A 23,864-nucleotide genomic window follows, 5' to 3' on the forward strand; every position below is an offset into this window, starting at 1 on the left:
GACACGAAGTCACGAACTACCTCGGCACGGTGGGTGCTACCTCGGCAGGAGGTGGACTACCTCGGCAGGGGGTGGACTATCTCGGCAGGGGGTGGACTACCTCGGCGTCACAGGGCCCGCCAGCGCAGCTCGAGGGTGCGGGCCTGCGGGCGGAGCATCGCCGTCGGCCAGACGTCGGGGCCGCAGGCGCGGGAACCCAGCCCGTGCTGGGCGGCGTCCACGTACAGGTGGTGGTGCGTGGGCGCCGGCAGCTCGTACGGGTGCGCGGCCGCGGTGAGCTCGTGCGCGGTGTGCCGGGCCAGCGTGAAGCCGGGCAGGCGTCCGCGGGCGTCACGGGCCGCCGTCAGGCGCACCCACGGCTGACCGGCGCGCAGGAGGACGAGGTCGCGCACCTCGGAACGGTGACCCGACTCCTGCGGCCGCGCGTACGGCACCGCCAGGTCGTCGAGGCCCGCACGGTGCCGGCCCACGACGACCGACCCCCGCACGTCCGGGTACGAGTCGTGCGGGCCGAGCCCGAACCACTCCGCGCCGTCGACGTCGGTCGGCAGGGCGAGGTGCACCCCCACGCGCGGCCACACGTCGTCCCAGTGGTCGTCGGGCGTCAGCACGACCCGCAGGACCGCCTCGACCGCGCCGTCCGCGGCCCGCTCGGCGGTCCAGGTCTCCTCGACGTCGATCGCCGCGCGGCTCTGCGCGGCGGACACCCGCCGCAGCACCCGCACCCGGTCCGCCGACTCCTCGACGGCGACGGTCCGGTGGGTGAGCCGGTCCAGGCCCTGACGGCGCCACCGGTCGGCCACGGGCGGGGCGGGCGTGCCCCGCCACGGCAGCAGCGTCGGGTCGGTCGCGTCGTAGCTGCCCATCGCGGCGCCGCGGTCGTTGTCGGTGGGGGCGCGCCACAGCTCGACGCGCGGGGCCGAGACCTCCGCGCCGGCGAGCCCGACCAGCTCCGGCCCGCGGAACGCGACCGGCGCGCCCGCGAGCGCCACGGTCGCACGACGCGGCGCGCGGGCGGCGGCGGGCGCGGGCAGCGCCCACTGGTCGCGCGCGACGACGTGCCCGGCACCGGCCCAGGAGGCGTCCTCGCGCAGGGCGAGCTCGACGGTGAGGAAGGCCTCGACCCCCGCGGCCGCGGCGGGCAGGGCGGCGACGTCGAGCAGCTCGACGACGGCACGCTCCCCCGCGGCGACGGGCTGCCCGTCCTCTCCGACGACGTCGGCGCGGCCCTCGGCGACGACGTCGCCGTCGTGCTCCACCCGCCAGCGCAGCGCGAGGTCGGCGGTGTCGGCGGTGTGCCGGCGGTTCCAGATCTCCGCGGTGCCGGGGGCGCCCGCCGGCCGGACCACGACGGGCCGCTCGACGTGCCAGAACTCGGTCAGCCCGGGGCTGGGCGTGTCGTCGGACAGCACCATGCCGTCCATCACGAAGTTGCCGTCGTGCACGACCTCGCCGAAGTCGCCGCCGTACGCGAAGTACTCGGTGCCGGCGGCGTCGCCCTCGCGCACGGTGGTGCGCAGGCCGTGGTCGCGCCACTCCCAGACGAAGCCGCCGTGCAGCCGCGGGTAGGTGTCGACGAGCTCGCGGTACTGGTCGAGCGCGCCCGGGCCGTTGCCCATGGCGTGCGCGTACTCGCACAGCAGGAACGGCTTGGAGCGCTGGCGGGCGGCGTCGGCCACGGTGCAGCCGAGCAGGGGCGAGAGGTCGTCGCTGCCGATCGACGCCGTCTCCGGCACGGTGGAGTACATGCGCGAGTAGACGTCGGTGTACTCGCCGGCGTAGTCGCCCTCGTAGTGCACGGGCCGGGAGGGGTTGCGGTGGCGGGTCCACTCGGCCATGGCGGCGAGGTTGCTGCCGGTGCCCGACTCGTTGCCGAGGGACCAGAGCACGATGCTCGGGTGGTTCTTGTCGCGCTCCACCGTGCGCTGCACCCGGTCGAGGTAGGCCTCGCGCCAGCGCGGGTCGTCGCTGGGGTTGCCGACCCAGCCGCCGGCCTCGAAGCCGTGGGTCTCGAGGTCGGTCTCGAGGATCACCCACAGGCCGAGCTCGTCGGCGAGGTCGAGCACCTTCGGGTGGGGCGGGTAGTGGCTGGTGCGGATGGCGTTGACGTTGTGCCGCTTCATCTGCGCGAGGTCGGCGCGGGCGTGCTCCTCGTCGAAGACGCGCCCGCGGTCGGGGTGCGTCTCGTGCCGGTTCATCCCGGAGAACGTGACGCGCCGCCCGTTGACGAGCAGCTGGTCACCGACGATCTCCACGCGCCGGAACCCGACGTGCAGGGTGACGGTCTCCGCCGTCGACGCGACCGTCGCCTCGTACCGGCGCGGCACCTCCGCCGACCACGGCTCGACGTCGCCGACCGCCACCGGGGCGACGTCCTCGGGCGACGCCCACGAGACGTCGACGCCGAGCTCGGGCACGCGCAGCCGCACGGGGTACGCCGCGGCGTCGGCCCGCACCTCCGGCACCAGCGTGCCCGCCCCGGCGGCGGGGTCCGGACCCGGCGCGTAGTCGGCGTCGAGCCACACGTCGTCGAGGCCGCCGACGGGCCGGTGCAGCAGGGTGACGTCACGGAAGATGCCGGGCAGCCACCACTGGTCCTGGTCCTCCAGGTAGCTCGCGGCCGACCACTGCACCACCCGCACGGCGACGGTGTTGGCGCCCGGGCGCACGGCGTCGGTGACGTCGAACTCGTGCGCCAGCCGGCTGCCCGACGCCGACCCCACCTCGACGCCGTTCACCCACACGGTGCAGAACGACTCGACGCCGTCGAACCGCAGCAGCACACGACCGTCCTCGGTCCAGCCGGCGGGGACGTCGACGTCGCGGCGGTAGTCGCCCGTCGGGTTCTCGTCGGGCACGTGCGGCGCGTCGACGGGGAACGGGAACTGGACGTTGGTGTAGATCGGCCGGCCGTACGCGCCGTCGCCCACCAGCACCCAGTGCGCCGGCACGGGGACCTCCCCCCAGCCCGCCTCCGCCGAGGCGGCGTAGCCGGGCTGCGCGAAGTCGTCGGGCCCCTCGCCGTCGGGCAGGACGTGCGCGCCGGGCGCGCCGGGCACGCCCGCCAGGAGCCGGAAGCCCCACGTGCCGTCGAGGCGGAGGCGGGGCGCGTCGCTGGCGAGCGCGGCCCGGGGCGGGTCGACCCGGCCGGACCAGGGCGCGGTGGACTCGTGCGGCAGGGAGAGGGTCATGCCTTGACAGCACCTTCCGTCAGACCGCCCCGCCAGAACCGCTGCAGGGCGATCATGGCGATGGCGAGGGGGATGACCGAGAGCAGCACGCCCCCGGTGGTGAGCTCGTAGAACTCGGGCAGCCGGTCGGTCTGGCTGCGCCAGTTGTTGAGCCCCAGCGTGATCGGGTAGAGCTTCTGGTCGCTGAGCATCACGAGGGGCAGGAAGTAGTTGTTCCAGATGCCCACGAGCTGGAACAGGAACACGGTGACGAGGGCGGGCGTCATGATCCGCAGGCCGATGGTGTGGAAGATCCGCAGCTCCCCCGCGCCGTCGATGCGCGCGGCCTCGACGAGCGAGGAGTCCACGGTCGCGTCGGCGTAGATGCGGCACAGGAAGAAGCCGAACGGCGACACCAGCGACGGGATCAGCACGCTCCAGTAGGTGTTCGCGAGGCCGAGCTGGCTGAACAGCAGGAACAGCGGCAGCGCCGTCGCGGTGCCCGGCACGAGCACGCCGCCGAGGACCAGCCCGAAGATGAGGTTGCGCCCCCGGAACTGGTACTTGGCCAGCGCGTAGCCGCCGGCCGCCGCCAGGTAGGTGGCGATGATCCCGCCCACGCCCGCGTACAGCACGGAGTTCGCGAACCAGCGCACGAAGACGCCGCCGTCGTAGCGGAGCACCGCCGAGAGGTTGTCGAACAGCGCGAACGAGTTCCCGAACCAGAACCCGTTGGTCGCGAACAGGTCGTCCGTCGTCTTCGTCGCGGCGACCACGACCCAGTAGACGGGCACCAGGAAGTAGATCGCGACGACGACGAGGATGCCGGTGACGATGATGGTCGTGGCCGGACGGCGGCCGGCGCGGTCCGCGCGCCCCGCCGGGGTGGCGCCGGTGCCCGAGGCGGCACGGGCGCCGGGCGTCGTGGAGACGGTGGCGGCGGTCATCGCGAGCTCCTGTTCGTCAGCCGGAGGAAGAGGAACGACAGCGCGAACGCGACGAGCGCGATGAGCACCGACTGGGCGGCCGCGACGTTGTAGTCGTTGTAGGCGAACGCGGTCGTGTACGCCGACAGGTTCGGGGTGTACTGCGAGTCGATCGCCGGGGAGACCGTCTTGAGCAGCTGCGGCTCCGCGAAGAGCTGCAGGGTGCCGATGATCGAGAACACGGTGGTGAGCACGAGCGCCGGGCGGATCAGCGGGAGCTGGACGCTCCACGCCGTGCGCCACGGCCCGGCCCCGTCGACGCGCGCCGCCTCGTACAGCTCCGGCGGGATCGCCTTGAGCTGCGCGACGATGATGAGCATGTTGTAGCCCGCGTACGTCCAGGTCACGATGTTCGCGATGGACCACAGCACCGTCCCCGCACCGAGGAAGTCGGGCGTGAACCCGAACAGCTTCTCGGACAGGTCGATGATCGGGCTCAGCCCGGGCACGTAGAGGAACGACCACAGGATGGTCGCGATGACGCCCGGGATGCCGTACGGCATGAAGTAGGTGGCGCGGAAGAACCCGGGCCAGCGCGCCGACGCCGACTCCAGCAGCAGCGCCAGGACGGTCGCGGCGACGATCATCACCGGCACCTGCACGACGCCGAACAGCAGCATGCGCCAGATCGACGCGATGAAGTTCCCGTCCTCCAGGGCGATGCGGTAGTTCTCGAACCAGGCGAAGCCGGTGGTGACGCCCTGCTCGCCGAACAGCCCGGCGCGCGTGACGGTGGTGAAGCTCTGCCCGATCGCCACGAGGATCGGCAGCACGAACGTCAGCAGGAACAGGACGAGGAACGGCGACACCAGGATCCAGGGGGCGCGCCCCACGGCCGTGCCGCGCTTCGTCTTCGTCGTCCCGCCGGCGGACCGCTCCCGCGCGGCCGGCGTGGTGGTCTGCGTCGTCATCGGTCCTCCGCCTTCCGGATCGTCAGGCCCTTCTGGCGGAAGACCTCGATGGTCCGCGCCTCCGCGGCGACGACGGCGTCCACGAGCGTGCCGCCCGTGGCCTTGCGCCGGAACCCGTCGCCGAGGATGTTGAACGTCTGCTGCGTGATCGGCCACCACTGCCAGTCCGGGTTCTGCTCCTTCGTGGCTGGCTGGAAGACCTCGGTGTTGTACCGCTGCCCGCCGAAGAACTTGCTCGGCTCCTCGCGCGCGGCCCCGATGTAGTCGCGGGCGGGCGACCAGCCGATGCCCGAGTACTTGATCATCGCGTCGATGCCCTCGGGGTCGGTGTTCAGCCAGACGGCGAACTCCATCGCCTCCTTCGGGTGCTTGCTGTTGGCGAGCACGGCCGACGTCGAGCCCCCGATGAACGACGACCCGTAGCCGTGCTCCCAGCGCGGGGCGGGCGCCACGCGCCACTTGCCCTCGGCGCCGCTGACGCCCTCGAGCAGGGCGTCGCCCCAGCTCGCGCTCACCAGGGAGGCGATCTTGTCGTCGGCGGCGGCGGCGAACCAGCCGGGCGAGTACGGGTTGGCCGACGTCGTCACCAGGTCGTCGTCGATGGCCCGGTCGAAGAACCGCGCGACGTCGAGCGTGATCTCGTCGGCCATGTCGATGACCCAGCCATCGTCGGAGCTGCGCAGCCAGGTCGCACCCGCTTGCATGGAGTGCGCGGCGAACACGGACGTGTCGTCCAGCGGGAACGCGTCGATGAAGATCCCGGCCTTGCGGAATGCGGGCGCCACCTCCGCCCACTGCGACCACGTGGTGGGCACGTCGGCGCCGACCTGCTCGTACAGGTCGGGGCGGTAGTACATGCCCACGGGGCCGGAGTCCTGCGGGATGCCGTAGACCCCGCCGGCGAAGCTGACCTGGTTCCACAGCGTCTCGTCGAACTTGTCGGCGTGCTCGGAGACCCCGTACCGCTCCAGGTCGACCAGGCCGTTGACCAGCATGAACTCGGGCACGGTGCGCATCTCGACCTGGGCCAGGTCAGGCCCGCCGCCGGCCGCCAGCGCCGAGTACATCTTCTGGTAGCCGCCGGAGTTGCCACCCGGGATCCACGCCACCTCCACCTGGACCTCGGGGTGCTGGGCGTTCCAGACGTCCGCGACCTTCTGCAGGTCCTTGAGCCACGCCCAGTACGTGAGCGTGACCTTCTCCCCCGCGGCAGCCGGCACCACCGGCTGGGCGTTCACCGACGTCGTGCCGGGCGTCGCGCAGCCCGCGAGCATCGCCGCCGCGCCTCCCGCGAGCCCCATGCCGAGGAGCTCTCGTCTCGTGACCTCTCGCATCCGTCCCCACCTCGTCGTGACGTCGGCCGGGACGCGTGCCCCGGGCTCGTGTGAGCGTGGTCACGTTAACAGCGGGTCCGACCGGTTCGTCCGCACGTCTCAGGGCGTGTCAGGCGGGACGGGTCAGGTGCGGGAGGCCAGGCCGGTGGGGTCCGGCAGGTGGCGTCAGGCGGGGACGGCCTTGACCGGGGCCCAGGGCGTGCCGGTGCCCGCCATGGAGGCGTGGAACGGGTCGCCCGCGACGATGTCGCCGGCACGGACGGTGGCGCCCGTGAACGCGGATCGGTAGATCGCCGCGGCCAGCTCGAGCGTGGCGCGCGTGTCGGCGACCGTCACCGGCGGCGTCCTGCCCGCCACGAGGGCCTGGTACGTGGGGACGAGCTGCGCGAGGTGGCCGCTCTCGCCGCCGTCCACCGAGCGCCCGGCGTCGACCGCCCAGGCCTCGGCCACGTCCTCGCGCCCCACCACGGGCGTGACGGTCCAGCTGGAGTCGTCGTAGCCGTACAGGTGCTCCAGCTCGACCGTGGCGGCGGCGGTGTCGAACCGCAGCCGCGACGTCTGGCGCGGCGAGATCGCGGAGTTCGTGATGGTCGCCAGCGTGCCGTTCGCGAACCGCACGAGGGCGGTCGAGACGTCCTCGGTGTCCGTGTGCCGCGCGAGCCGGCCGGCCATCGCCTGCACCTCGGTCCACGGTCCGAGCACGGCCAGCAGCAGGTCGAACTGGTGGATGCCGTGCCCCATCGTGGTGCCGCCGCCCTCGGTGTCGAAGCGGCCCCGCCACGGCACCTCGAAGTACTCGGGGGTGCGGAACCACAGCGTGTCGCACTGCGCCACGTAGGCCGGCCCCAGGGTGCCGTCGTCGAGGAACCGGCGCAAGCGGCGGATCCCGGCGCCGAACCGGTGCTGCACGATCTGCGTGAACCGGCCGGGGAGACCGGCGTCTGCGGCCTCCCGCTCGACCGCCGCCAGGGTGTCGGCCTCGGCCAGCGACAGCACGGCGGGCTTCTCCACGACGACGTGCGCCCCCGCCCGCAGCGCGGCCGTGGCGGCCTCCAGGTGCACCGACGGCGGGGTGCAGACGTGCACGACGTCCACCGCGCCCGCGTCGAGCAGGGCCTGCAGGTCCGTGCCGTGCTGCGGCACGCCGTGCTCGGCCGCGAACGCCGCCGCCCGGTCGGCGTCGACGTCGACGACGTGCGTCAGCTCCACGCCGTCGGGCCCGCCGTGCGCCGCCAGCGCACCGAGCGCCTCCGCGTGCGCGCCGGCGATGGCGCCCGCGCCCAGGATCGTGACCTTCATGTGTTCCGCTCCCCTGAGGTAGTCCAGCTCGCGCCGAGGTAGTTCATCTCATGCCGAGGTAGTTCAACGAAGGCCGAGGTAGTCCAACGAAGGCCGAGGTAGTCCAGCAGCTGCCGAGGTAGTTCATCTCGCGCCGAGGTAGTCCAGCAGGCACGGGTCAGACGGCGGTGCGGCCGCGGCGGGCCTCCACGCCCACCACGGCGAGGGAGAGCAGCCCTCCGACGACGAGCACGAGCGGCGGCAGCATCCACACGAAGACGACGCACAGGGCGGCGGCGGCGGCGAGCAGCACGGACCCGGTCAGGTCGTCCTGCGTGCGCTGCACGCCCTCGGCGAGCGTCTCGCTCGCGGTGCGCGGCCGAGCCTCGCCGCGGGCGGGGCCGACCGGCTCGGACCACGCGCCGGCCGCCCGGGCCAGCACGGCGACGACGGCCGCGGCGGCGACGGCGACCACCACCGCGACGACGCTCGCGCCAGGCAGCAGGTCCGTGCGGGCGAGCTGCCAGTCCAGGGCGAGCAGGAGCGCGACGCCGACGGCGGCGAGCCCGAGCGGCCACAGGGTCCGCACCGCCGCCCACCAGTCGCGGGCGAAGCGGGCCACGCCGACGTCGTGGCCGGTCACCTGGCGGCGGACGTGCGCCACTCCCGCCGCCACGGACGGGACCGCGGTGACCAGCAGCAGGCTGCCGAGTGCGACCAGCACACCGGCGAGCACCACCTCCGCGAACAGCCCGAGGGCAGCCCCCGTGCGGGTCTCGCCGCCGCCGGCCGGCCGCTTCCGCCCACCGCGGCCGGGCTCGCGCCCGGACCGTGCCGCCATGACCGCCCCCTCCGTCGTCGTGCCGCGCCCCATGATCAGCCCTTGAGGCCCTGGGTGGCGACGCCGTCGACGATGTAGCGCTGGAAGAGGATGAAGAAGATCATCACGGGCAGCAGGGCCAGGACGGCCATGGCCATCTGGGCGCCGTAGTCGGAGATCGACGTCTGGTCGACGTAGAGGCGCAGCGCGATGGGCAGCGGGTACAGGTCGGGCTTCTTCAGGTAGAGCAGGGGGCCGAGGAAGTCGTTCCAGGACCAGATGAACGCGAAGATCGAGCTGGTGATGATCGCGGGGCGCATCAGGGGCAGCATGATCGCGGTGAAGATGCGACCGTGCCCGGCGCCGTCGATGCGGGCGGCCTCGTCGAGCTCGCGCGGCAGGTTGCGCATGAACTGCACCATGAGGAAGACGAAGAACGCCTCGCCGGCGAGGAACTTCGGCGCGAGCAGCGGGATGAACGTGTTCACCATGCCGAGCTCGTTGAACATGATGTATTGCGGGATGATCACCACGTGGAACGGCAGCAGCAGCGTGCCGATCATGATCGCGAAGAACAGGCCACGACCCGGGAAGTCGATCCGCGCGAACGCGTAGGCGGCGACCGTGGAGGACAGGATCACCCCGATCACCGACGCGACGGCCAGGATCATCGAGTTGCCGAAGAAGGTCCAGAACCCGACGCCGCCGATGCCCGACAGGGCGGTCGCGAAGTTGTGCAGCGACAGGTGGTCCGACCAGAGGCTGATGTTGCCGATGATCTCGCTGGACGGCTTGAACGAGCTCATCAGCATCCACGCCGCGGGGTAGAGCACCACGATCGTGCACGCGACCATGAACGCGTGGAACCCGACGGACCGGGCACCCTTGCGGCGCTTGGCGGCCTGGCGCAGGCTCGTGTCGACCGGACCCTCGGGACGGGACGAGCCGGCCCCGGTGGGGATGCCCGCGGCGGCTGCCTGGTTCGACAGCGGCGGTGTCGTGATGTGCGCGCTCATCGGTTGTCTCCGGAGTAGTGGACCCAGGCGTTCGAGGTCTTGAACAGGATCGCGGTGATGACGCCGACCACGATCACCAGGACCCAGGCCATGGCCGAGGCGTACCCCATGTCGAACTGCGCGAAGCCCTTGATGTACAGGTAGAGCGTGTAGAACAGCGTCGAGTCGGCCGGGCCGCCCGTGCCGCCGGAGATGATGAACGCGGACCCGAAGACCTGGAACGCGCCGATGGTCTCCAGCAGCAGGTTGAAGAACAGCACCGGGCTCAGCATCGGGATCGTGATCCGCCAGAACTTGCGGACCGGGCCGGCGCCGTCGACGGCGGCCGCCTCGTACAGCTCGGCCGGGATCTGCTTGAGGCCCGCGAGGAAGATGACCATCGGGGCGCCGAACGTCCACACCGCCAGCAGCACGAACATCGGCATCGTCTTGGACGGGTCACCCACCCAGCCGCCGGCCGGGAAGCCGAACAGCTGCTGGATGCGGTCCACGATGCCGTCGTCGATGAACATCGCCTTCCACACGATGGCGATCGACACCGAGGCGCCGATCAGCGACGGCGCGTAGAAGATCGAGCGGTAGGCGCCCTGCCCGCGGTGCTTCATGTTCAGCACCATCGCGACCGCCAGCGCCGCCGCGAGCTTGATCGGCGTGCCCACCAGCACGTAGATCGCCGTCACCTTGGCCGACGTCCAGAACCGCGGGTCGTGGAACAGCGCCACGAAGTTGTCGAACCCCACCCACGACGGCGGGCGGAACAGGTCGTAGTCCGTGAACGCCAGGTACAGCGACGCCACCATGGGGAACGCGGTCAGCACCACGAACCCCACCAGCCACGGCGACAGGAACGCGAACCCCGCACCCGCCTCGCGGCGGCGGCGGGCGCGCCCCCGTTCGGGGGACGCGTCCTGCGTCCCCCGAACGGCGCCGAGCGTGCTGCTCGTCGTCACGGCAGTCACGACTGCTTCACCGTGCTGTCGGCGAAGGAGAACCACTGCGTCACGAACTCGTCGACCGTGATGTTGCCGTACTGCAGCTCCTCGCCGAGGCGCTTGTACTCCGCCTCGATCTCGCCGAAGCCCTCGACGGGCACGGGCGCGGCCTCGGTGACGACGTCGGCCACGTCCTTCTCGTACTGCACGACCTTCTCGTCCACGGAGCCCTTCTCGAGGTTCATCGCGTCGATCTGGTCCTGGACGGCGGGCACGCCCTTGGACGTGCCGAAGATCTCGCCGACCCGCGGGTCGTTGACGAGGAAGTCGATGAGGGCCGCCGCGGCCGCCGGCTGCTTCGTCTGCGCGGACGCCGACAGCAGCATCGAGGGCTTCCAGAACTGCTGCGGGCCGTCGTCGCCGGACGGCATCGGGAGCATCTCGATGTCGTCGCCCGACTCCGCCACGTAGCCCGCGAGGAAGTTGTCCCAGGTGGCCTCGGCTGCCGACCGGTTCACGTGGAACCCGCCGAGCGGCTCGAGCTGCTTGGCCTGCTTGATCGGGAAGAACGCCTGCGCGTCACGCAGCGACTGGCCCTGGTTCAGCCACTCGGTCATCTGCGCCTCGTCGAAGTTGAGCTGCCCGTCGGCGGTGAACGGCTCCACACCCTGTTGGACCAGCCACTGCAGGAAGAACCAGAAGGTGCCGGTGTAGTCGCCCGAGCCGTAGATGACGGGGTCCTTGCCCGCGCCGGCCTTCGAGACCTCCTCGATCCAGGAGTTGAGGTCGTCCCAGGTGTAGCCCTCGGCCGGCGGGTCGATGCCCAGGTCCTTGAGCACGTCGGCGTTGTAGAACAGCGCGAGGGTGTTGGTGCTGGTCGGCACCCCGTACTGGCTGTCGTCGACCTGCCCCGAGTCCAGCAGCGAGTCGTCGATGCCGTCCACGTCGAGGTTGACGCCCTCCTGGCCCGTGAGGTCCAGGAGCTGTCCGGTGCCGCCGTACTGGCGCAGGTAGGACAGGTCCATCTGGATCACGTCGGGCAGCGCGCCGCCGGCGGCCTCGGTGGCACGGGCGGTCCAGTAGGCGTCCCAGTCCTGGAACTGGGTCTGCACCGTGATGTTGGAGTGGTCCTTCTCGAAGAGGTCCACCGCCTTCTCGTACATCTCGGCACGCGCCGGCTCGCCCCACCACGCGAGCGAGATGGTGATGTCCTCGTCGGTGCTGACCTTCTCGGCGGACCCCGGGTCCGCGGCCTCGGTCCCGCCACCGCAGGCCGTGAGGGTGAGGGCGATGGTCAGCATCGCCGCTGCCGCGCCGGCGGCCTTGCGCGTGATCCTCATGTGAGCCTCCTCGCTCGTCGATCGTCCACGATCGTCGGCGACGAGGAAGCCCCGTTGACTCCCCGCCCCGCTGCCGACTGAATCGATAAAACACGACTCGGTAAGCGTTGTCCAGCCCCGGAGTGCACCCGCTCACATCACGATCCGGCAACGAGGGTACGACGAGTCCGGCGGCGCAGGCGGACGCGGTCGTCCCGCTGCGTCGCCGAGGATTGTATCGATGCAGGTCAGCCCGCACGGATGCCCGCGCAGACCGTCCGGACGGGTATCCGCGCAGGTCCGGGGCTCGTCAGGCGGAGGCGAGCGCCGGCACCTCGCCCACGACGGCGTCCACGAGCCGGGGGTCCGTCCCGGCGCCGTCGGGCAGGAGCCCCCCGAGCGCGAGCAGCGCCCGGGCCACGTCGGCGGGCGCCGCCGCCGCAGGATCGCCGTCGCCGACCCTGGCGACGACGTCGGCGAGCTCGGCGGCGCGCGGGTCGTCGACCAGCCGACCGGCGGCAGCCTCGCGCCGCACCACCTCGCACCACGCGGCCAGGGCGAACGCCGCCCCGGCCGGCACCGCCCCGGCGGCCAGCCGGTCGACGACGATCCCGCCCCACCGGATCGGGATCTTCTGCGTCCCGTCCATCGACACCTGCAGGGTGGTGTGGCCCGTGGCGGGGTTGGCGAACCGCTCGAGCAGGGACTCGCCGTAGGCCCGCAGGTCCGCGCCGTCGGGCGGGGTCAGGGTGGGCAGCGCGTCGTCGAGCATGAACGCGCGCGCCCGCTCGTGCAGCGCGGGGTCGGTCACGGCCTCCGCCAGCGTCGCGAGCCCGGCCAGCCGCCCCGCGTACGCGAGCAGCGAGTGGGTGCCGTTCAGCATCCGCAGCTTGGCCCGCTCCCACGGCGCGACGTCGGTCGTCAGGGTCGCGCCCGCCCGCTCCCACTCGGGGCGCGGGCCGGCGAACCGGTCCTCGATCACCCACTGGCGGAACGGCTCGCCCACGACGAGGCCCTCGTCGCGCGCACCCAGCTCGCGCTCGACGGCGTCCCGCTGCGCCGGGGTGGTCGCGGGCACGATCCGGTCCACCATCGAGCACGGGAACGTGACGTCCGTCGCGAGCCACGACCGCAGCCCGTCGCCCTCCGGCCCGGGCAGCGCCGCGGCCACGGCCGCACCGACCAGGCGTTCGAGCACGCGACCGTTGTCCACCATGTTGTCGCAGGTCAGCACCGTGATCGGACGCCGCTCCCCCGCCGCCTCGGCGGCCCTCCACCGCGCCGCGAGCCCGCGCACCAGCAGCCCGACCGCCGTCGTCCCCGCCACCGCCCTCTCGCCGACCAGGGGGTTGTACACGTTCTGAGACGTCATTCCGTGCGCAACCGCCTGGTCGGCGACGTGCTCGGCGGCGAGGGCGTCCAGGTCGGCACGCACGCGTCCGACGTCGAGCCCGCCGTCGGCGTCGCGCGCGTAGCCCTTCTCCGTCACGGTGAGCGTCACGAGATGGGTCGTGGCCGCCGCGACGGTGGCCAGCACCCGCGCGGCCTCCTCCGCGGGCCACGCGACATCGAGCACCGACCCCACGAGGTCCAGCCGGCTCTCGTGCGTGCCTGCCGTCAGCACCGAGTACACCCCGCCCTGCGGCCGCAGCTGGTCGCGCACCGACGCCGACCGCTGCGTCACCCCCAGGATCCCCCAGCGGCGGTCGCCGGTCGCCCGGGCCGCCAGCTCGGTGAACACGGCCTGGTGGGCCCGGTGGAACGCCCCGATCCCCAGGTGCACGATGCCCACCTGCTCGGGGGTCACCGGCGCGTCGAGGCGGGCAGGGAGGGCGGAGCGGTGGAGTCGGTCAGTCGTCACGGGCTTCCTTCATGTCGGCGACCAGCATGGTCGGGGTGGCGCACCTCGGGACGACGCCGGTGCCGCCCGTGCCGAGGACGGCCCGTCGGTGGCAAATGAGTCGGTGGCGGGCGAGGCGCGGTGTCGTCATCCGGGCGGGACACCGGTGGAGTCGCGGATCACGAGCTCGGCCGGCAGCCGGTGCCGGTCGCTCGCGAGCGACGGCTCGGCGTGCCCGACGTCGAGCCACGCGAGCAGGAGGTCCACGGCGCGGCGTCCGAGCCCGGTGCGCGGCACGCGCACCGTGGTCAGCGCCGGCGCCACGAGCGTCGCGACGTCCACGTCGTCGAACCCGACGACCGACATGTCGTGGGGCACCCGCACGCCGCGCCCACGCAGCCGGTCGATGATGCCGAGCGCCATGAGGTCGTTGAACGCCAGGACGGCGGTGACGCCCTGCGCGACGGCGTGGTCGGCGGCGGCGAGGCCGCCCGAGAAGTAGGGGCGGAACGAGCCGAGCTCGACCAGGGTGACGTCGTCCAGCCGCTCGGCCGCCGCGCGCATCCCGTCCCACCGGCGGGCGCCGGACCAGGACGTCGTCGGGCCTGCGGCCACACCCACGCGGCGGTGGCCGAGGGCGTGCAGGTGGCCCAGCACCTGCGCTACCCCGTCGGCGTCGTCGACGGCGACGGACGGCAGGTCGGGGACGTCGCGACTGACGAGGACGGCCGGCAGCCGGTCGACGGCGCGACGCAGGACGTCGTCCTCCGCGCGCGGCGACGCCAGGACGACGCCGTCCACCCGCCGCGCGAACTGCGCGATCAGGCCGGCCTCCGCGGTCGGGTCCTCCTCGGAGTCGGCGACGAACACCGGGTACCCGGCCGCGCGCGCCCTGGCCTGGACGCCCTTCGTCACCGAGGCGAAGTAGGGGTTCTCGAGGTCCGGCACGAGCAGCCCGATCGTGTGCGTGCGCCCGAGCCGCAGCCCGCGCGCCGTCGGGTCGGGCGTGTAGCCGAGGCGCTCGGCGGCCTCGAGCACCCGTGCGCGGGTGGCGGCCGAGACCTGCGCCGGGGCGGTGAGCGCCCGGGAGACGGTCGACACGGAGACCCCCGCAGCCCGGGCCACCTCGTGCGCGTTCGCCATCGCCGCTCCCTCGTGCGTCGTCCTCCCGGGTCAGTCTGCAAACGATCCCGGGACGCGTCAACCCCGAGATGTGAGCAGGGGTTGCGCCGTCGTAGGGCCAGACGGCACGATGGCTGCAATCGATCCCAAGGCGTGCAGGTCCCCCGGGACCCGCGCCGGCCCCGACGCCGACGTCGCGGGCCGGGCCTGCCGGCCCGATGCGACGAGGAGACGTACGTGGACGAGCCCTGGACCCTGCACGCCGACCGGGCGCTGCCCGCCGACCCGGTCACGCGACCGGTGGCCCGCGAGATCTACGCATCGGTGCGCGACCTGCCGATCGTCTCGATGCACGGCCATGTGCCCGTCGAGTGGTTTGCGGACGACACGGCGTTCGGCGACCCCGCACAGCTCGTCGTGGTGCCCGACCACTACCTCACGCGCATGCTGGTCTCCCAGGGCGAGACGCTCCCCCGCCTCGGCGTCGGCTCCACGGCCGACGAGGACGCCGAGACCGACCCGCGCGAGATCTGGCGGCGCTTCTGCGCCGGGTGGAAGCACTTCCGCGGCACGCCCACCCGGTACTGGTTGGAGCACGTGCTCGTCGAGATCCTCGGCGTCACGCAGCGTCCGTCGGCAGAGACCGCGGACGCGCTCTACGACCAGGTCGCGGCCCGCATCGCCCAGCACGACTTCCGCCCCCGGGCGCTGCTGGACGCCTTCGACATCGAGACCATCGCGACCACCGACCCCGCCTGGTCCTCGCTCGACGCGCACGCCAAGCTCGCCGCGGACGGCTTCGGCGAGCGCGTGCTGCCGACGTTCCGACCCGACCCGCTGCTGCACCTCGACCGCGCGACGTGGCGCGACGACGTCGTCCGCCTGGGCGAGGCCGCCGCCGTCGACGTGACGTCCTACGACCGCTACCTGGAGGCCCTGCGCACGCAGCGCGAGCGGTTCGTCGCCGCCGGGGCCCGCGCCACGGACCACGGCCACCTGTCCGCCGACACCACACCCCTGGACGACGCCGACGCCCGGCGCATCTTCGACAAGGCGCTCAGCGGGACGGTCACGGCAGCCGAGGCGCAGGCGTTCAGCGGGCACATGCTGTTCCAGATGGCCGCGATGTCGGCCGAGGACGGGCTCGTCATGCAGCTGCACCCGGGCGTGCTGCGCGACCACGCCAGCGCGCCGTTCGCGGCGTTCGGCCCGGACAAGGGCTACGACATCCCCGTCGTCACCGAGTTCACCCGCTCGCTGCGACCGGTGCTCGACGCGTTCGGCCACCACCCGGGGCTGCGCCTCATCGCGTTCACGGTGGACGAGGACGTGTACTCGCGCGAGCTCGCCCCGCTGGCCGGCGTCTACCCGGCCCTGCGCCTCGGCGCCCCGTGGTGGTTCCTCGACGCGCCCGACGCCATGCGCCGGTTCCGCGAGTCCGCCACCGAGACGGCGGGCTTCTCCAACATGAGCGGCTTCGTCGACGACACCCGCGCCTTCTGCTCCATCCCCGCCCGGCACGACCTCGCCCGGCGCATCGACGCCGGGTACCTGGCACGGCTGGTCGCCGAGCACCGGCTGGACCTCGACGAGGCCCTCGACGTCGCCGCCGACCTCGCCTACCGCCTGCCCCTGGCGGCCTACGCCCGCCCCTGACGCGCGGTGGGCGGGCAGACACGACGAGCACGAGGAGTCGCGCAGTGAAGATGGGGTTCCGCTGGTACGGCGAGGGCAACGACACGGTGACGCTGGACCACATCCGGCAGATCCCCGGCGTCGAGACGGTCGTGTGGAGCCTGCACGGCAAGCAGGCGGGCGAGGTGTGGGAGCAGGAGGAGATCGACGCGGAGGTGGCGCGCATCTCCGGGCTCTCCGCCGAGGCGCGCGCCCGGGGCGTCACCCGGACGCTCGACGCCGAGGTCGTGGAGTCGGTCAACGTGCACGAGTCGATCAAGCTCGGCCGCACGGTGCTGGGGCTCGGCCGCGACGAGGCGATCGAGAACTACGTGACGACGATCCGGCGGCTGGGCCGGGCCGGCGTCAAGGTGGTCTGCTACAACTTCATGCCAGTCTTCGACTGGCTGCGCACGGACCTGTGGCACCCGCTGCCCGACGGGTCCACCGCCCTGTACTTCGAGAAGGCGGTGGTGGACCGGATGACGCCCCAGAGCGTCATCGCGGACATGGAGGTCGGCTCGCACGGCCTCACGCTGCCCGGGTGGGAGCCCGAGCGGCTGGCAGGCTTCGCCGAGCTCGACGCCGCCTACGTGGGCGTCACGCACGAGGACATGTACGCGAACTACCGGTACTTCCTCGACGCCGTGGTCCCCGCCTGCGAGGAGGCCGGCGTCAGGCTCGGCGTGCACCCGGACGACCCGCCGTTCGACGTCTTCGGGTGGCCTCGCGTCGTGTCCACGCCGGACGACCTGCAGCGCGTGCTGGACCTGCACCCGAGCCCGCACCACGGGCTCACGCTGTGCCTCGGCAGCTTCTCCGCCAACCCGGCCCAGGCGCCGCTGGCCGTGGACACCGTGCGCCGGTTCGTGGACCGCATCCACTTCACCCACGTGCGCAACATCAAGCACTTCCCGAACGGCGACTTCACCGAGGTGGGTCACCGCGCCTGCGAGGGCGACGTCGACACCACCGGGATCATGCAGGCGTACGCCGAGGCGGGGTACACCGGGTACGTGCGCCCGGACCACGGCCGCCACCTGTGGGACGAGAACACCACGAACAAGCCCCGGCCCGGGTACGGGCTGTACGACCGCGCGCTGGGCGTCCAGTACCTGCTGGGCGCCTGGGACGCGTTCCGGTACACCGCGCCCGGCGGGCGCGGCTGACCGTCCCTCCACCTCCGTCCGCCCACCCCCGAGGGAGCACGACCCCATGACCACCCCGGAGTCGCACGGCATCCGCCCGGCCGCCGTCCTGGACCTGCTCGACGACCTGGAGGCTCCCGGCCTCGACCCGCACGGCCTGGTCGTCGCGCGGCACGGCGTCCCCGTGGTCCGCGGCACCTGGGCGCCGTACCGCCCGGACCTGCCCGGGCTCGTGTACTCGGTGTCGAAGACGTTCACCGCGATCGCGGTGGGCCACCTCGTCGCCGACGGTGCGCTCGCGGTGGACGACCTGGCCGGGTCGTTGCTGGGGCTGCCCACGGACACCGGGATCACGGTGCGCCACCTGCTCACCATGAACACCGGGCACACCGCGGAGCAGGTCGCCGACCTCGGCTTCGACTCCGCACGCCTCCTGACCGTCGTGCCGGAGTACACCCCCGGCACCCACTTCGTGTACAACTCGTCGGCGTCGATGGTGCTGTCGTCGATCGTGACCGCGCTCACCGGCGAGCGTCTGACGGACTACCTGCGCCCGCGCGTGCTGGACCCCCTGGGCGTCCAGGACCCCTGGTGGGTGGGGCACCGCGACGGCGACCGCGGCATCGACCAGGGCTGGTCGGGGCTGCACGTGACGGTCGAGGACGTCGCGCGGCTCGCGGTCGCCATGGCGGACGGCGGACGGTACGACGGCGCCCAGGTGATCCCCGCCGGCTGGCTGGCGGAGATGGGGCGGCCCTGGTCGGACAACGCGGACTCTCCCGGCGCGGACCACGACTGGGCGCTCGGGTACGGCTACCAGGTGTGGCGGAGCCGGCACGGCGTCCGCGCGGACGGCGCGTACGGGCAGTTCGGCGTGGCCGTGCCCGAGCTCGGCCTCGCGATCGGCTATCTCGGCGCGACCCGGTCGACGGACCAGGTGCTCGACGCCTTCTGGCGCTTCGCCGACCGGCTCACCGACGGGCCGCTGACCCCGGAGGACGGTGACGGCGCACGGCTGCGGGCACGGCTCGCCGCCCTGGACACGTGGCCCGGGCGCGTCGGACCCGACCCGGACCCCACGCCGGCCGAGCGGATCTCCCCGGCGTCGTGGACCCTGCTCCCCGGCGAGCCTTCCGGACCCTGGCAGGTCGACGTCGGCGGCCACCTCCTCACGGCGACCGCGGACGCGTGGACCACCCACGTCGTGCCCTGGCCGGACGGGTCGCTCGCCTCCGGCGGGTCCCACGCCGACCGGCCCGTGCCCGTGCCCGACCCGGTGCTCGTGCTCGCCCTGCGCGGGCGCGCCGACGACGACGGTCGCGTCCGGCTCGACGTCGTCGTCCCGACGTCGCCCCACCGCCTCGTCGCCGAGGGGCGTCCCGGCGAGCGCCTCGACCTCGCCTGGACGACGACGCCGCTGTGGCGCCCGACCCTGTCCGCCCTGGTCGTGCCCGCGACCCTGCTGCACCCGCCCACCCAGGAGCTGCCGAGGTAGTCCAAGCCCTGCCGAGGTAGTCCAAGCCCCTGCCGAGGTAGTCCAAGCCCTGCCGAGGTAGTCCAAGCCCTGCCGAGGTAGTCGAGACCCTGCCGAGGTAGTTCCAACCGCGCCGAGGTAGTCACGTCCCGGCGGATGGCGGACTACCTCGGCGCGGCTGGAACTACCTCGCGGGATCCTGAACTACCTCGGCGCGGCTGGAACTACCTCGCGGGGTCCAGAACTACCTCGGCAGGATGGGCGGTGCCCCGGCGGGACGGTCAGCGCTGGACGCGCGCGCTGCCGCCGCCGGCGAGCTTGGCGACCTCGGCGAGGGTCGCCGTCGTCGTGTCCCCCGGGGTGGTCATGGCGAGGGCACCGTGCGCGGCGCCGTACTCGACGGCCTCCTGCAGGGAGCCGAGCTCCATGAGCCCGTAGGCCAGGCCGGAGGCGAACGAGTCGCCGCCCCCGACACGGTCGAAGATCTCCAGGTCGGCGCGGTGGGTCGCCTCGACGAAGCCCTCGGCGCGCGACCAGGCGATGGCGCCCCAGTCGTTGCGCGACGCCGAGCGCACGCCGCGCAGGGTGGTCGCGATGACCTGGAAGTTCGGGTACGCCTCGGCGGCCGTGCCGATCATGGTCCGGAAGGCGCCGGTGTCCAGGTCGGTGAGGTTCTCGTCGACCCCCTCGACCTCGAAGCCGAGCGACGCGGTGAAGTCCTCCTCGTTGCCGATCATGACGTCGACGTGCTGCGCCAGACGGCGGTTGACCTCGCGGGCACGCTCGACGCCCCCGATGCCCTTCCACAACGACGGGCGGTAGTTGAGGTCGTACGACACGACCGTGCCGTGCTTCTTGGCGGCCGTCATGGCCGCCTCGGCGACGTCCGCGGCAGACTCCGACAGCGCCGCGAAGATGCCGCCCGTGTGCAGCCAGCGGACGCCGGACCCGAACAGCGCGTCCCAGTCCACGTCTTCCGGCTTCAGCTGCGAGACGGCGGTGTTGCCACGGTCGCTCACGCCGACGGCGCCGCGCACGCCGAAGCCGCGCTCGGTGAAGTTGAGGCCGTTGCGCACGGTACGGCCGATGCCGTCGTACTCGCGCCACTGCACCCAGGACGTGTCGAGCCCGCCGGTGAGCATGAAGTCCTCGACGAGGCGGCCGACCTCGTTGTCCGCGAGCGCCGTGACGATCGCGCCGCGCAGGCCGAACGCCCGGCGCAGGCCGCGGGCCACGTTGTACTCGCCGCCGCCCTCCCAGACGTCGAACGAGCGTGTGGTGCGCACGCGGCGGTCGCCCGGATCGAGACGCAGCATGACCTCGCCCAGCGCGACGACGTCGTACCGGCACTCGGCCGCGGGGCGGGTGGTGAGGGACGGGTTCGTCATCAGGACTCCTTGCTGGTCGGCTGGGCGAGGGCGACGGCCTCGGCGGTGCGGCGGGTGATCTCGGCCCAGTCGCCGGCGGACACGAGCGACTTCTCGACCATCCACGACCCGCCGACGGCGAGCACGGGGGCGAGCCCGAGGTAGTCGTCGAGGTTCGCGGCGCTCACGCCGCCGGTGGGCACGAAGCGCAGGCCGGGGAACGGTGCGGAGAACGCCTTGATCGCGGCGGGGCCGCCCACGACGGAGGCGGGGAACAGCTTGACGACGTCGAGCCCGAGGTCGAGGGCGGCCATGATCTCGCTGGGGGTGGCGACGCCGGGCAGGACGGGCACGCCGTGCTCCTGCGCCCGGCGCACGACGGCCGCGGACAGGCCGGGCGACACGATGTAGCGCGCGCCGGCGTCGACGACGGCGTCGACCTGGTCGACGGTGGTGACGGTGCCGGCTCCGACGACGACGTCGGGCTGGGTGCGCGCGACGGCGCGGATCGCGTCGATCCCGCCCGCGGTGCGCAGGGTGATCTCGGCGACGGGCAGGCCGCCGGCGACGAGCGCGTCGGCGAGGCGCGCCCCCTCGTCCGCGCCGTCGACCACGACGACGGGCACGAGTCGGTGGGCTCCGAGTGCGGCGACGACGTCGCCGGCGGCCGCCGGGGTCGGGGTGTCGGGGGAAGACATCGGTGCTCCGTTTCGCTATGGTGAACGCCTGTTGTTCACTACGGAACACCATAACCGACAAGACCCGCACCGTGGAGCACCCGACATGACCGACCCCAGCCCGCTCGGCAGCGTGGACAAGGCCCTGCTCACGCTCGACGCGCTCGCCCGCGCAGGCGCCCGCGGCGCCGCGCTGGCGGACCTCGCCGCCGAGGTCGGTGCCAACAAGTCGACGCTGCACCGCACCCTCGCTGCGCTGCGGCACCGCGGCTACGCCGACCAGGGCCCCGACGGCTCCTACACCCTGGGGCCCGCCGTGCTGTCCCTCGGCGCCGCCTACCTCGCCGAGGACAACCTGCCCGGACTGCTCCGCCCGGCGCTCGAGGCGCTGCGCGACGACGTGGACGAGCTAGTGCACCTCGGCACCCTCGCCGGCCATGAGGTCGTCTACCTCGACAAGGTGGAGCCGCAACGTCCCCTGCGCGTGTGGTCCGCCGTCGGACGACGCATCCCCGCCGCCACGAGCGCCCTCGGCCGCGCGCTGCTCGCCGCCGCCCGGCCGGACGACGCCGAGGTGGACCGGTATGCCGCGGCGGGCCCCGCCGGCGCCGACCCGGCGGCCGCCGACCGGCTGCGCACCGCCCTGGACGACGCGCGCGCCCACGGGTTCGCCGCCGAGACCGAGGAGAACGAGCCGGGCATCGCGTGCGTCGCGGTCGCCCTGCTGCGCGGTGGCCGGCCCGTCGGGGCCGTGAGCATCACGGCCCCGGTCGAGCGCATGACCGGTCCCGCGCGCGACGCCCGCGTCGCCGCGCTGCGCGACCTCCTGCCGTCGGTCCTCCCGACCGGCCTGACCGTCCCGGCCGTCCCGGCCTGACGTGGAGCGCGGCCAGGCCCCCGTTCGGGCACGATGGGCGCCATGAGCACCCGCACCCCGCGCGACATCCTGTTCATCGGCGGCACCGGCGTGATCAGCGCCGCGAGCGTCGCCCGCGCCGCCCGGCTCGGCCACCGGGTCACGGTCCTCAACCGGGGGACGTCGACCGCACGGCCCCTGCCGCCGGAGGTCGAGACGCTCGTGGCGGACGTGCGCGACGACGACGCCGTGGACGCCGCGCTCGCGGGCCGCGAGTTCGACGTCGTCGCCCAGTTCCTCGCCTTCGGTGCGGACCACGTGGCGCACGACGTCGAGCGGTTCGCGGGGCGCACCGGGCAGTACGTCTTCGTCTCCTCCGCCTCGGCGTACCAGAAGCCGCCCGCACGCCTCCCCGTAACGGAGTCCACCCCGCTGCGCAACCCGTTCTGGCAGTACTCGCGCGACAAGATCGCGTGCGAGGACGTGCTCGTGCGCGCGTCGCGGGACCACGGGTTCCCCGCGACGATCGTGCGCCCGTCGCACACCTACGACCGCACCCTCCTGCCCACCACCGGTGGCTGGACCGACGTCGCGCGCCTGCGGGCGGGGCGCCCCGTCGTCGTGCACGGCGACGGCACCTCCCTGTGGACGCTCACGCACACCGACGACTTCGCGGTCGGGTTCGTCGGGCTGCTCGGCCATCCGGGTGCGGTGGGCGACACCTTCCAGATCATGGGCACGCACGCCCCGTCCTGGGACCAGGTCTACCGGTGGCTCGCGGCGGCGGCCGGCGTCGACGAGCCCGAGCTCGTGCACGTCGCGTCGGAGACGATCGCGCGCGCCCTGCCCGACGTCGGGCCCGGCCTGCTCGGCGACAAGGCGCACACCATGCTGTTCGACTGCGCCAAGCTCCAGGCTCTCGTGCCCGAGTTCGGCACCACGATCACCTACGACCAGGCCGCCGTCGAGCAGATCGCCTGGTACGACGCGCACCCCGAGGCGCAACAGGTCGACGACGCGCTCGACGCCGCCTTCGACCGGCTCGTCGAGCACGCGCGGTCCGTCTGAGCGGGGCCGCGTACGGGCCACGTACCCTGCCGAGGTGACCCGCTCCCCCGCCCCGCTCATCCTGCTCGACCTCGACGGCACGCTCACCGACTCCGCCCCCGGCATCGTGGCGGGCATCCGGCACGCGTACGGCGTGCTCGGCCTGCCCGTGCCCGACGACGCCACGCTCCGCTCGTTCGTCGGCCCGCCGATCACGGCGTCCTTCGCCGCGCACGGCGTCCCCGCCGACCGGGTGGAGGAGGCCGTGCGGGCCTACCGCGACGTCTTCGCCGCCGGCGGCATGTACGACAACCGGGTGTTCGACGGCGTCCCGGACGTGCTGCGTGCCCTCAGGGCGGCCGGCTGCACCCTGGCCGTGGCGACCTCCAAGCCGGAGGTCTACGCGAGGCCGATCTGCGACCGCTTCGGGCTGACGGAGCTGGTCGACGGCGTGTTCGGCGCTCCGCTCGACGAGGGCACCTCGACGAAGGCCGACGTCATCGCGAAGGCGCTCGCCACGCTCGGTCGCACGTCGCCCGTGGACCCCGCCGACGGTCCCGTCCTCATGGTGGGCGACCGTGAGCACGACGTGCACGGTGCCGCCGAGCACGGCATCCGCTGTCTGGGCGTCACCTGGGGCTATGCGGCACCCGGAGAGCTCGAGGAGGCCGGTGCCGTCGCGCTGGTCGACACTGTGCCCGACCTGGCCGGCGCCGTCTTCACGCAGCTCGCCGCCTGACCCCGACCTGTCAGAACCACGCCCCGCCATACCCGCTCCTGGTTCTGACAACTCCGGGACGCTCCGAGCTGTCAGAACCAGGACATGCCATACCCCGCCGTGGTTCTGACAGCTTCCGACGGCGGCAGCGGACATGCGACGAGGGCCCCGGATC

General features: G+C 73.1%; 19 protein-coding genes. 6 read left to right on the top strand and 13 right to left on the bottom strand.

The window, feature by feature from the left end; translation table 11 throughout:
* Nucleotides 1-107: 107 nt before the first annotated feature.
* The 11 genes from ACFT55_RS08630 to ACFT55_RS08680 all read right to left on the bottom strand — a co-directional run bounded on the left by ACFT55_RS08630 (nucleotide 108) and on the right by ACFT55_RS08680 (nucleotide 14,749).
* Nucleotides 108-3,191, bottom strand: a complete 3,084-nt coding sequence (locus ACFT55_RS08630; protein WP_380243404.1) for a glycoside hydrolase family 2 TIM barrel-domain containing protein — start codon at nucleotides 3,189-3,191, stop codon at nucleotides 108-110.
* Nucleotides 3,188-4,117: a carbohydrate ABC transporter permease gene (locus ACFT55_RS08635; RefSeq protein ID WP_380243405.1), complete on the bottom strand. Its 930-nt coding sequence runs from the start codon at nucleotides 4,115-4,117 to the stop codon at nucleotides 3,188-3,190. The genes ACFT55_RS08630 and ACFT55_RS08635 overlap by 4 nt, the downstream gene beginning before the upstream one ends.
* A complete protein-coding gene (locus ACFT55_RS08640; protein ID WP_380243406.1) occupies nucleotides 4,114-5,067 on the bottom strand; it encodes a carbohydrate ABC transporter permease in 954 nt (317 codons plus the stop codon). The genes ACFT55_RS08635 and ACFT55_RS08640 overlap by 4 nt, the downstream gene beginning before the upstream one ends.
* Nucleotides 5,064-6,401 carry an extracellular solute-binding protein gene (locus ACFT55_RS08645; RefSeq protein WP_380243407.1) on the bottom strand — a complete coding sequence of 446 codons (1,338 nt, stop codon included), beginning with the start codon at nucleotides 6,399-6,401 and terminating at the stop codon, nucleotides 5,064-5,066. The genes ACFT55_RS08640 and ACFT55_RS08645 overlap by 4 nt, the downstream gene beginning before the upstream one ends.
* Before the next feature lie 165 nt (nucleotides 6,402-6,566).
* Nucleotides 6,567-7,700: a Gfo/Idh/MocA family protein gene (locus ACFT55_RS08650; protein ID WP_380243408.1), complete on the bottom strand. Its 1,134-nt coding sequence runs from the start codon at nucleotides 7,698-7,700 to the stop codon at nucleotides 6,567-6,569.
* Nucleotides 7,701-7,857: 157 nt separating this feature from the next.
* Nucleotides 7,858-8,520, bottom strand: coding sequence for a hypothetical protein (locus ACFT55_RS08655; RefSeq protein ID WP_380243409.1), 663 nt, complete (start codon nucleotides 8,518-8,520; stop codon nucleotides 7,858-7,860).
* Nucleotides 8,521-8,555: 35 nt separating this feature from the next.
* Nucleotides 8,556-9,515 carry a carbohydrate ABC transporter permease gene (locus tag ACFT55_RS08660; RefSeq protein ID WP_380243410.1) on the bottom strand — a complete coding sequence of 320 codons (960 nt, stop codon included), beginning with the start codon at nucleotides 9,513-9,515 and terminating at the stop codon, nucleotides 8,556-8,558.
* A complete protein-coding gene (locus ACFT55_RS08665; RefSeq protein WP_380243421.1) occupies nucleotides 9,512-10,465 on the bottom strand; it encodes a carbohydrate ABC transporter permease in 954 nt (317 codons plus the stop codon). Before ACFT55_RS08665 ends, ACFT55_RS08660 begins: the two co-directional genes overlap by 4 nt.
* Nucleotides 10,466-10,470: 5 nt before the next feature.
* Nucleotides 10,471-11,787 carry an ABC transporter substrate-binding protein gene (locus ACFT55_RS08670; protein WP_380243411.1) on the bottom strand — a complete coding sequence of 439 codons (1,317 nt, stop codon included), beginning with the start codon at nucleotides 11,785-11,787 and terminating at the stop codon, nucleotides 10,471-10,473.
* A 289-nt stretch (nucleotides 11,788-12,076) separates the two neighbouring features.
* Nucleotides 12,077-13,627, bottom strand: a complete 1,551-nt coding sequence (locus ACFT55_RS08675; protein ID WP_380243412.1) for a mannitol dehydrogenase family protein — start codon at nucleotides 13,625-13,627, stop codon at nucleotides 12,077-12,079.
* A 126-nt stretch (nucleotides 13,628-13,753) separates the two neighbouring features.
* The gene (locus tag ACFT55_RS08680) at nucleotides 13,754-14,749 is read right to left on the bottom strand and encodes a LacI family DNA-binding transcriptional regulator (RefSeq protein ID WP_380243413.1); all 996 of its coding nucleotides are present in this window, start codon (nucleotides 14,747-14,749) and stop codon (nucleotides 13,754-13,756) included.
* A gap of 216 nt (nucleotides 14,750-14,965) precedes the next feature.
* Here ACFT55_RS08680 and uxaC point away from each other — a divergent pair, with 216 nt between their 5' ends.
* The 3 genes from uxaC to ACFT55_RS08695 are packed head-to-tail and all read left to right on the top strand — an operon-like array spanning nucleotide 14,966 to nucleotide 19,045.
* The gene (uxaC, locus tag ACFT55_RS08685) at nucleotides 14,966-16,384 is read left to right on the top strand and encodes a glucuronate isomerase (RefSeq protein WP_380243414.1); all 1,419 of its coding nucleotides are present in this window, start codon (nucleotides 14,966-14,968) and stop codon (nucleotides 16,382-16,384) included.
* Between the two features lie 50 nt (nucleotides 16,385-16,434).
* The gene (locus tag ACFT55_RS08690) at nucleotides 16,435-17,571 is read left to right on the top strand and encodes a mannonate dehydratase (RefSeq protein ID WP_380243422.1); all 1,137 of its coding nucleotides are present in this window, start codon (nucleotides 16,435-16,437) and stop codon (nucleotides 17,569-17,571) included.
* Nucleotides 17,572-17,617: 46 nt separating this feature from the next.
* Nucleotides 17,618-19,045, top strand: a complete 1,428-nt coding sequence (locus tag ACFT55_RS08695) for a serine hydrolase domain-containing protein (protein WP_380243415.1) — start codon at nucleotides 17,618-17,620, stop codon at nucleotides 19,043-19,045.
* A 260-nt stretch (nucleotides 19,046-19,305) separates the two neighbouring features.
* Here ACFT55_RS08695 and ACFT55_RS08700 read toward each other — a convergent pair whose 3' ends face one another.
* Nucleotides 19,306-20,412, bottom strand: a complete 1,107-nt coding sequence (locus ACFT55_RS08700; RefSeq protein ID WP_380243416.1) for a sugar kinase — start codon at nucleotides 20,410-20,412, stop codon at nucleotides 19,306-19,308.
* On the bottom strand, nucleotides 20,412-21,089 hold the full coding sequence (eda, locus tag ACFT55_RS08705; protein WP_380243417.1) for a bifunctional 4-hydroxy-2-oxoglutarate aldolase/2-dehydro-3-deoxy-phosphogluconate aldolase: 678 nt from the start codon (nucleotides 21,087-21,089) through the stop codon (nucleotides 20,412-20,414). Before eda ends, ACFT55_RS08700 begins: the two co-directional genes overlap by 1 nt.
* Nucleotides 21,090-21,174: 85 nt before the next feature.
* Between eda and ACFT55_RS08710 the strand changes: the two genes are divergently transcribed.
* Genes ACFT55_RS08710 through ACFT55_RS08720 form a run of 3 tightly spaced genes read left to right on the top strand, consistent with a single transcriptional unit; the run spans nucleotide 21,175 to nucleotide 23,710 of the window.
* Nucleotides 21,175-21,945, top strand: a complete 771-nt coding sequence (locus ACFT55_RS08710; protein ID WP_380243418.1) for an IclR family transcriptional regulator — start codon at nucleotides 21,175-21,177, stop codon at nucleotides 21,943-21,945.
* 42 nt (nucleotides 21,946-21,987) lie between these two features.
* Complete coding sequence (locus tag ACFT55_RS08715) at nucleotides 21,988-22,992, top strand: NAD-dependent epimerase/dehydratase family protein (RefSeq protein WP_380243419.1); 1,005 nt, start codon at nucleotides 21,988-21,990, stop codon at nucleotides 22,990-22,992.
* Between the two features lie 34 nt (nucleotides 22,993-23,026).
* Entirely contained in the window at nucleotides 23,027-23,710 is a 684-nt protein-coding gene (locus tag ACFT55_RS08720; RefSeq protein ID WP_380243420.1) for an HAD hydrolase-like protein, read from the top strand.
* The last annotated feature ends 154 nt before the right edge of the window (nucleotides 23,711-23,864 follow it).

Origin of the sequence: Isoptericola sp. NPDC057191, assembly GCF_042670225.1 — a bacterium.
Taxonomy (GTDB): Bacteria; Actinomycetota; Actinomycetes; order Actinomycetales; family Cellulomonadaceae; genus Isoptericola.